Annotated in this window: 8 protein-coding genes and 1 riboswitch; of the genes, 4 read left to right on the forward strand and 4 right to left on the reverse strand. The window is 66.4% G+C overall.

Annotated features, from left to right (window positions below; translation table 11 throughout):
* Window positions 1-505 (forward strand): DegT/DnrJ/EryC1/StrS family aminotransferase (locus ABZD10_RS11405; RefSeq protein WP_372886613.1); only part of this gene is annotated, 505 nt, incomplete at its 5' end.
* On the opposite strand, the gene ABZD10_RS11410 is transcribed toward ABZD10_RS11405, so the two are convergent.
* From ABZD10_RS11410 to thiB, 3 genes are read right to left on the reverse strand one after another with little or no spacing between them, the layout of a single operon-like run.
* A complete protein-coding gene (locus ABZD10_RS11410) occupies window positions 502-1,194 on the reverse strand; it encodes an ATP-binding cassette domain-containing protein (protein WP_372886614.1) in 693 nt (230 codons plus the stop codon). The genes ABZD10_RS11405 and ABZD10_RS11410 overlap by 4 nt on opposite strands.
* Window positions 1,181-2,734: a thiamine/thiamine pyrophosphate ABC transporter permease ThiP gene (locus ABZD10_RS11415; protein WP_372886615.1), complete on the reverse strand. Its 1,554-nt coding sequence runs from the start codon at window positions 2,732-2,734 to the stop codon at window positions 1,181-1,183. Before ABZD10_RS11415 ends, ABZD10_RS11410 begins: the two co-directional genes overlap by 14 nt.
* A complete protein-coding gene (thiB, locus tag ABZD10_RS11420; RefSeq protein WP_372886616.1) occupies window positions 2,710-3,687 on the reverse strand; it encodes a thiamine ABC transporter substrate binding subunit in 978 nt (325 codons plus the stop codon). Before thiB ends, ABZD10_RS11415 begins: the two co-directional genes overlap by 25 nt.
* Before the next feature lie 35 nt (window positions 3,688-3,722).
* Window positions 3,723-3,834: riboswitch (TPP riboswitch) on the reverse strand.
* A 203-nt stretch (window positions 3,835-4,037) separates the two neighbouring features.
* On the opposite strand from thiB, the gene aroC reads away from it, so the two are divergent.
* Genes aroC through ABZD10_RS11435 form a run of 3 tightly spaced genes read left to right on the forward strand, consistent with a single transcriptional unit; the run spans window position 4,038 to window position 6,740 of the window.
* Entirely contained in the window at window positions 4,038-5,141 is a 1,104-nt protein-coding gene (gene aroC / locus ABZD10_RS11425) for a chorismate synthase (protein ID WP_372886618.1), read from the forward strand.
* On the forward strand, window positions 5,141-5,803 hold the full coding sequence (locus tag ABZD10_RS11430) for an HD domain-containing protein (RefSeq protein ID WP_372886620.1): 663 nt from the start codon (window positions 5,141-5,143) through the stop codon (window positions 5,801-5,803). The genes aroC and ABZD10_RS11430 overlap by 1 nt, the downstream gene beginning before the upstream one ends.
* Window positions 5,796-6,740 (forward strand): AEC family transporter, encoded by a 945-nt coding sequence (locus ABZD10_RS11435; RefSeq protein WP_372886621.1) that lies wholly within the window; start codon window positions 5,796-5,798, stop codon window positions 6,738-6,740. The genes ABZD10_RS11430 and ABZD10_RS11435 overlap by 8 nt, the downstream gene beginning before the upstream one ends.
* Before the next feature lie 2 nt (window positions 6,741-6,742).
* Here ABZD10_RS11435 and ABZD10_RS11440 read toward each other — a convergent pair whose 3' ends face one another.
* Window positions 6,743-8,245, reverse strand: coding sequence for a malonyl-CoA synthase (locus ABZD10_RS11440; RefSeq protein WP_372886622.1), 1,503 nt, complete (start codon window positions 8,243-8,245; stop codon window positions 6,743-6,745).
* Between the last annotated feature and the right edge of the window lie 164 nt (window positions 8,246-8,409).

Raw genomic sequence — 8,409 nt, forward strand, 5'->3', positions numbered from 1 at the left:
CCGCAACCTGCCCAAGTTCAACCATGTCACCGGCGAGAAATCCGACGATCCGTTCGAGGAAAGCTTCCGCTTTGTGCTGCCAGGCTACAACCTGCGCCCCCTGGAAATGTCCGGCGCCTTAGGGATTGAACAGCTGGCCAAACTGCCGGACCTGATCAAGGGCCGCCGCGCCAATGGCACCCTGGTGCAGCAGCGCCTGGGCAATCACCCCAAGTTCATGATCCAGCGCGAGATCGGCGAGGCCAGCTGGTTCGGCTTCTCGCTGGTACTTCGACCCGGCAGCGGCCTCAATCGCGCCGATCTGGTCAAGGATCTGACCGCCGCCGGCTTTGAATGCCGCCCCATCGTGGCTGGCAACTTCGCCAAGAACGAGGTCATGCAGTATTTTGACTATTCGATCCACGGCGAGTTGAAAAACGCCGACTATATCGACGCAAACGGGCTGTTCGTCGGCAATCATCACTATCCGATTGCCGATGCGGTTGAGGCGCTGACGAAGATCTAACCCAGATAGGCCCGAAGCGCCGGGGGCGGGTTGTCCAGCAACTCTGCCGTCGGCGCAGGCGCATGCGCTTGGCCCTCGGCCACCAGAATGGTCATCGGCGCAATGCGGCGCGCATCTTGCGGGTCATGGCTGACCATCAACAGCCCGGCGCCGGTCTCGTCCAGCACCTCGGCCAACAGATCCAGCATCTCGACCTTGAGCGCCGGACCCAGCGCCGCAAAGGGTTCATCCAGCAGGACCAGCGGCCTGTCCATCACCAGAATGCGCGCCAGCGCGGCCCGGCTTTGCTGCCCGCCCGAGAGCTGCGCCGGTTTGCGCGCCTGCATGTCCGGCAATCCCACCCGCGCCAAGGCCTGTGCGACGCGGGCTTTCTGTTCGGCGCTGAGACGCAGATCGGGCCGGATGCCGAGCCCGACATTCTGCGCCAGCGTCAGGTGGGGAAACATGTTGTTGTCCTGAAACAGCATGGCAAAGGGCCGATCCCCCGGCGCCGCCTTGGTAATCTCCCGACCGGTCCACAAGACCCGGCCCTGCACCGGGTCGAGAAACCCCGCCAGCAGGGCCAAAAGCGTGGATTTCCCCGCCCCCGAAGGCCCCATCACCGCCACCCGGTCTGCGGTTGCAATCGAAAACGCCGCCCGCAGGGTGAATGCCCCCTGCCGGAGTGTCAGATCTTCAACCGTCAGCACGCCCGCGCCCTCCTTTGTCACACAGCCAGAACAGGCCGAAACTCAGCACCAGCAGCAAGAGCCCCGCCCCCGAGGCCGCTTCGATCCGATAGGCCCCCATCAGCCGGTACATCTGCAATGGCAAGGTGGCGGTTTCCGGGTCGGCGAACAAGGCAATGACCCCAAGGTCGCCCATCGACAGCGCCGCCGTCAGACCACAGGCAAAGCCCAAAGGCGCCCGGATGCGCGGCAGCAGAACCAGCCGCAGCCAGGCGGCGCCGGTGACACCCAAAGAGGCGCTCAGGCGCCCATAGTTGTCACTGACATCGCGCACCGGCCCGATCAGAATGCGCAGCGCAAAGGGCAGGGCCATCACCGCGTTGACCAAAGCGGTCACCGGCAAGGCCAGAGCAAAGGGATTGGCAATCGGGTGGATGACGATGAACAGCCCGGTGCCGATCACCAGCGGCGAGGCCGCGATGCCCAAGAGCCCGACGGCCTCGAGCCAACGGGCGCGGCCGCTGGCGGCAATGGCAATCGGCAAGGCCAAGATCAGCATCAGAGCGGTCGAGACAAGGGCAATGCCCAGCGACACGACCGCCGCCTCCCAGACCTGCGCCGGCATGGTCGCAACCCCCGCCAGGCCCTCCAGCACCACCATCGACAGGGGCAGCAACAGGAACAGCGCGGCGAAAGAAATCGAGACTGAATCGAGACTGATCCGGCCCAATCCGCCGGTATCCCAGCGCCGCACCGGGCGATCCAGACCGGCGCCGAACCCCTCCCTTCCCGACAGGCGCAGCGCCAGCAGCGCCGCCGTGCCCACCAACAGCAATTGCACCAGCGACAACAGCGCCGCCCGGCCAAGGTCGAAATCAAACCGGAACGCCTGATAGATGGCCAGTTCCACCGTCGTGGCGCGCGGTCCGCCGCCCAGGGTCAGGGCCACGGCAAAGCTCGACAGGCAGATGGCAAAAATCACCGCCAGCGCCGGCGGCACCGCACGTCGCAGCATCGGCGCTTCGATCACCCGCCACATCTCGCGCGCGCCAAAGCCCAGTTGCGCCGCCAGCCGGAACCGCTCGGCCGGCACCTGCTGCCAGCCCATCAGGATCAGCCGCGTCGCCAGCGGCAGGTTGAAGAACACATGCGCCAGCACCACGCCATGCAGCCCATAGATCTGCACTTCGGGCAGGCCCAAAAAGCGCAGAATGTCATTGAGAATTCCGCTGCGGCCAAACACCGCCAAGAGGCCCAGAACCGCCACGATCACCGGCAGGATAAACGGCGCGCCCAGCAGGGTGATCAGCAGTTGCCGCCCGAAAAACCGCCGTCGCGCCAGGGCGCGGGCCACGGGAATGGCGAAAGCCACGCTCAAGACCGCTGAAAGAACAGCCTGCCAGATCGTGAACCGGATCGCGGCCCATTCCGACGCGCCAAGCCCGCGCCCCGCCTCGGCGCGCAGGGCCACGGCCAGCAAGGTGCCAAGGACGATCGCCGCGACCAGAGCCGCCGCGACCGCCCCGGGCCAGGATCTTATTGCGACAGCGCGTCCAGCCATTCGGCCAGCGCTTCCTCGCGGATCGCCTGAACCTTCTCAGGCGCCACCAGCAGCGCCTTTTCGGGCGTCACAAGGGTTTCGAACCCCTCCGGCAGGCCCGCCGCCGGGGTCACCGCAGGATACATCCAGTTGGTGGTCGGGATGATCGACTGGAAGGCTTCGGACACCATGAAGGCAAGGAACCGGTCGGCCAGATCGTTCTGATCGGTGGCCTTCATCTTGGCCGCCACCTCGATCTGCATGTAATGGCCCTCGTCGAAAGCCACCGCCGCCTTCGAGGCATCGCCCTCGGCGATCAGGTGATAGGCGGGCGAGGTGGTGTAAGACAGCACCATGTCCGCTTCGCCTTCAAGGAACATGCCATAGGCTTCCGACCAGCCCTTGGTCACGGTGACGATATTGTCGGCCAGCCCTTCCCAGACCGCTTTGGCTTCGTCGCCATAGGCGGTCTTGACCCACATCAGCAGGCCCAGACCGGGCGTCGATGACCGCGGATCCTGGATGACGATCTTCAGATCGCTTTCGCCCAGCGCCTTGAAGCTGCGCGGCGATGACAGCTCGGCATTCTTGACAAAGGCAAAGGCGCCCCAGTCATAGGGCACGAACTGCCCGTCGTTCCATGCCATCGGAAAGGCATAGTCGGCGCTGATCGCGTGATCGGCAAACAGGCCGGTGTCGCGCGCCGCCGCCGTCAGGTTGGTGTCCAGCCCCAGAACGATATCGGCTTCGGAATGCGCGCCCTCGAGCTTGATGCGCGACAACAGCGCGGCGCCATCGCCCGCGCCGACAAACTTCAGATCGCAGCCGCAGTTCGCTTCGAAAGCGGCCTCAACCGCCGGGCCGGGGCCCCAGTCCGAGACAAAGCTGTCATAGGTATACACCGTGAGAACTGGCGTCTCTGCCACCGCGCTGGTGGCCGCCAAAATTCCCGCGGCAAAAGTAAGAGACTTCATGGCATCCTCCAAATTGCGACGGGCGGAGCAAGTCTGGAACATCCCAAAACCTTCCCTCCGCCGGTCTTAACCGGTTCAGGTTCAACGGGTCCGCCACCGCAGCGTCTCAGCCGGCGCATCCCGCGCCCGGCCCCCCGAGGTGTCCGCGACCGTAGTCAGGCCGCCGGCCGATGACAAGCGGATTTGCCCCCCGCCCCGGGCGCGGGCGCGCCGGCAGCCTTTTTCTCTTGCCCAAAGTATCCCGGGGTGAATTGGCCGCAGGCCAAGAGGGGCAGCGCCCCTGCCGCCCCTTCTCTCTTGAGAAACCGCCCTGCGACAGGTATGCGACAAGAAGGCAAAGGAGCGTTTACATGTCGATGAACAGTTTCGGACATCTCTTCCGCGTCACCACCTGGGGCGAAAGCCACGGGCCGGCCCTCGGGGCAACGGTCGACGGCTGCCCTCCGGGGGTGCCGGTGGATGAATCCATGCTGCAACACTGGCTCGACAAGCGCCGCCCCGGCCAGAACAAGAACATGACCCAGCGCAACGAACCGGACGCGGTGAAAATCCTCTCCGGCGTCTTCGAGGGCCGGACCACCGGCACCCCGATCCAGCTGATGATCGAGAACACCGATCAGCGCTCCAAGGATTACGGCGACATCGCCGACACCTTCCGCCCGGGTCACGCCGACATCACCTACTGGCAGAAATACGGCATCCGCGACTATCGCGGCGGTGGCCGCTCCTCGGCGCGCGAGACCGCCGCCCGCGTCGCCGCCGGCGGCATCGCCCGCGAGGCGATCAAGGCGCTGGTGCCCGGCATCGAGATCAAGGGCTATATGGTCGGCATGGGCGAATTGGAGATCGACCGCGCGACATTCGACTGGCAGGCCATCGACCAGAATGATTTCTGGATCCCGCAGGGCCCCGAGGTGGCGCAGCAATGGGAAGACTATCTTCAGGCCATCCGCAAGGCCAAGGATTCGGTCGGCGGCACCGTGGAAGTGGTCGCCCGTGGGGTGCCTGCCGGGCTGGGCGCGCCGGTCTACGGCAAGCTCGACACCGACCTTGCGGCGGCGATGATGTCGATCAACGCGGTCAAGGGGGTCGAGATCGGCGAAGGCATGGCCGCGGCACGCCTGCGCGGCACCGCCAACGCCGACGAGATCCTGATGGGCGACGACGGGCCGGAATACACCTCCAACCATGCCGGCGGCATTCTCGGCGGCATCTCCAGCGGCCAGGACGTGGTGGTGCGTTTCGCGGTCAAGCCGACCTCGTCGATCCTGACCCCGCGCCGCTCGATCCGCAAGGACGGCACCCCCTACGAGGTGGTGACCACCGGCCGCCACGATCCCTGCGTCGGCATCCGCGCGGTGCCGGTGGGCGAGGCGATGATGGCCTGCGTGATCCTCGATCACCTGCTCTTGCATCGCGGTCAGATCGGCCACAACCGGGGCAAGATCGGCTGATGGAAGACCTGCGCAATCGGCTGCGGGCGATCGCCCGCGACGCGATGGCGCTGGATCCGGCCCATGACATTGCCCATCTCGACCGTGTCTGGGCCAATGCCCGGCGCATCGCCGAACATGAAACCGCCGTCAACATGCCGGTGCTGCTGGCGGCCTGCTACCTGCACGACCTGATCAACCTGCCCAAATCCTCACCGGCACGGGCCGAGGCCTCGACCCTCTCGGCCGAGGCGGCGGTGCCGCATCTGCGCTGGCTCGGCTTCAGCCGCAGCCAGGAATCGGCGACCTGCCACGCCATCATCACCCACAGCTATTCCGCCGGGCTCGAGGCGCAATCGACCGAGGCGGCGATCCTGCGCGATGCCGACCGGCTGGACGCGATCGGCGCCATCGGCATTGCCCGCGCCTTCGCGGTCAGCGGCACGATGGAGCTTGCGCTCTATGACCCCGAAGACCCTTTCGCCCGCAACCGCCCGCTGGACGAGCGGCGCTTTGCGCTGGACCACTGGCAGGTCAAGCTTCTGGGCCTGGCCGACACCATGCTGACCCCGGGCGGGCAGTATCTGGCACGCCGGCGCCAGCGCCGCATGCGCGCCTTCCTCGGTGATTTCGCCGCCGATATAGGCCATGAGCTGCCGCAGCACCTGAGGCCGGATGACTGAAATCCTGACCATCACCTTCCCGATCTACGCCGCCATCTCCATCGGCTATCTGGTGGTGCACAGGGGGTGGTTTTCCGCCGCCGACATGCGCGGCTTTGGCCGCTACGTGCTCAACATCGCCCTGCCGGCGCTGCTGTTCGAGGCCGTCGCCAGCCGCGACCTCGGCGCCGTCTTCGTGCCGGGCTACGTGCTTGCCTATGGGCTCGGCGGGCTGGCCACCATCCTCGTCGCCTTTCTCTGGTTCAGCGTCACGGCGCCCGACAGGCCACGGCGCGCCATTGCCGTGATGGGCAGCAGCTGCCCCAATTCCGGCTTCATCGGCTACCCGCTGATCCTGCTCAGCTTTCCCGATCTGGCCGGGCCGGTGCTGGCGATGAACATGATGGTCGAACTGCTGGTGCTGATCCCGGTCTGCCTGATCCTGGTCGACATGGCCGGCGGCGAGGCGCAGACCCCGGTTGCGCGGCGGATCCTCGGCAATCTGCTCGGCGTGCTGCGCCGCCCGATGGTGATCGGCCTGCTGCTGGGGCTTGCGGTCTCGGCGCTGCAACTGCCCCTGCCGCGGGCGCTTGACACGCTTTCCGGCATGATCGCCGCCTCGGCCTCGGCGCTGTCGCTGATCGTCATCGGCGGATCGCTGGTCGGTGTCGCCATGCGCGGCAACCGGGCGCTCGCGGGCCAGATCGCCGGCGCCAAGCTGCTGCTTCACCCGGCGCTGGTGTTCCTTGTCCTGACCGCGCTGCCGATGTTCGGCATCGCCCCGCTGTCGTCCGAGCTGTTCGCGGCGCTGATCCTGTCGGCGGCAATCTCGATGTTCGGCATCTATACCGTGCTGGCGCAGGAAAACGGCCTCGAGGGGCTGGCCTCGATCGCCATGCTGATCACCACCGGCGCCGCCTTCGTCACCCTGTCGCTATTGCTGCTGGTGCTGACCTGAGATCAGGCAAAGAGGTCGGCATAGGCCTCGCGCAGGGCCTTCTTCTGCACCTTGCCCATGGTGTTGCGCGGCAGTTCCGGCAGCAGGATCACCCGCTTGGGCTGTTTGAACTTCGCCAGCCGGTCGCGCAGACCCTCGGTGACCGAACCCGCTTCGAACCCCTCTTCGCGCGGCACCACCACCGCCACCACGGCCTCGCCGAAATCGGCATGGGGCACGCCGATCACCGCGCTTTCCAGCACCCCGGGCAGGTCGTCGATCAGCGATTCGATCTCTTTGGGGTAGACGTTGAAACCGCCGGTAATCACCAGATCCTTGGCCCGGCCGACGATGGTCACGTAACCCTCGGCATCGACCTTGGCGAGATCGCCGGTGATGAACCAGCCGTCGGGCAGCAGCTCTTCGGCGGTCTTTTCCGGCATCTGCCAGTAACCCCGGAACACGTTCGACCCGCGCACTTCCAGCACCCCGATCTCGCCCACCGGCACCTCCTGCCCCTGGTGACGGATGCGCGCCTCGACCCCGGGCAGCGCAAAGCCCACCGTGCCGGCGCGGCGCTCGCCCTCATAGGGGTTCGAGGTCGACATGTTGGTCTCGGTCATGCCGTAGCGTTCAAGGATGGTATGGTCGGTGCGCGCCAGCCAGTCGCGATGCGTATCGACCAGCAGCGGCGCCGAACCCGAGATGAAAAGCCGCATGTTGGCGGCACGCTCGGGTGTCAGGCGCGGATCGTTCAGCAGCCGCGTGTAGAAGGTCGGCACCCCCATCAGCGCCGTGGCACGCGGCATCGCCTCGAGAATCCGGTCGGCATCGAACCCGGCAAGAAACACCACCGAGGCTCCGGCCAGCAGCGCCACGTTGGTGGCCACGAAAAGCCCGTGGGTGTGAAAGATCGGCAGCGCGTGGATCAGCACGTCGTCAGGGGTGAAGCGCCAGTAGTCGCGCAGGGTCTCGGAGTTCGAGGCCAGGTTGGCATGGCTCAGCATCGCCCCTTTCGAGCGCCCCGTGGTGCCCGAGGTATAAAGGATCGCCGCCAGGTCATCGGCGGCGCGGGCCACCGGCGCGAAGCCGGTCTCGGCATCGGCGGCGGCGCGCAGGGTGCCCTGCCCGCCGGCGTCCAGCGTCATCACCCTTGCGGCGCCTGCGATCTCGGCGATGGCCGCCTCTCGCGACGGATCGCAGACCACCACGCGGGGGCCGGCATCGCCAAGGAAATAGGCCACTTCCGGGGTCGTGTAGGCGGTGTTCAGAGGCAGAAAGACACCGCCCGCCATCACCGTGCCAAGATAAAGCTGGATCGCCTCGATGGTCTTTTCGACCTGCACCGCCACCCTGTCGCCGGGCGTGACTCCAAGGCCGACCAGGGCCGCCGCCATGCGTTCGGCACCGGCGAACAGATCGTGATAGCTGATGTCGCCTGCACCGGGGATTTCGGCGAAACGCCTGTTATCGTGACCGACCGAGGCGGCGCGCAATTTCGAAATCAGGTGGTTCTGGTCATACATCACGGGGTCTCGCGGGCGGGTTTCGTTGCCCCGTTTCTGCCCTGCCGCACGGTGGAAAGGCAAGCGGTCACGGGCGCGCGGTTGGCCGCAGGCAAGGGGCCGAAAAAGAACCGGCCCCGGCGGGACGCGCGCGGGGCCGGTCTTGCAACAATGCCGGATCAGAA

The organism is Shimia sp. (assembly GCF_041624275.1).
Taxonomy (GTDB): Bacteria; Pseudomonadota; Alphaproteobacteria; order Rhodobacterales; family Rhodobacteraceae; genus Shimia.

Coding starts and splice junctions, on each gene's coding strand:
- ABZD10_RS11415 (WP_372886615.1), bottom strand. CDS start 2,734: ATGGCTGGACGCGCTGTCGCAATAAGATCCTGGCCCGGGGCGGTCGCG.
- aroC (WP_372886618.1), top strand. CDS start 4,038: ATGTCGATGAACAGTTTCGGACATCTCTTCCGCGTCACCACCTGGGGC.
- ABZD10_RS11430 (WP_372886620.1), top strand. CDS start 5,141: ATGGAAGACCTGCGCAATCGGCTGCGGGCGATCGCCCGCGACGCGATG.
- ABZD10_RS11440 (WP_372886622.1), bottom strand. CDS start 8,245: ATGTATGACCAGAACCACCTGATTTCGAAATTGCGCGCCGCCTCGGTC.
- thiB (WP_372886616.1), bottom strand. CDS start 3,687: ATGAAGTCTCTTACTTTTGCCGCGGGAATTTTGGCGGCCACCAGCGCG.
- ABZD10_RS11435 (WP_372886621.1), top strand. CDS start 5,796: ATGACTGAAATCCTGACCATCACCTTCCCGATCTACGCCGCCATCTCC.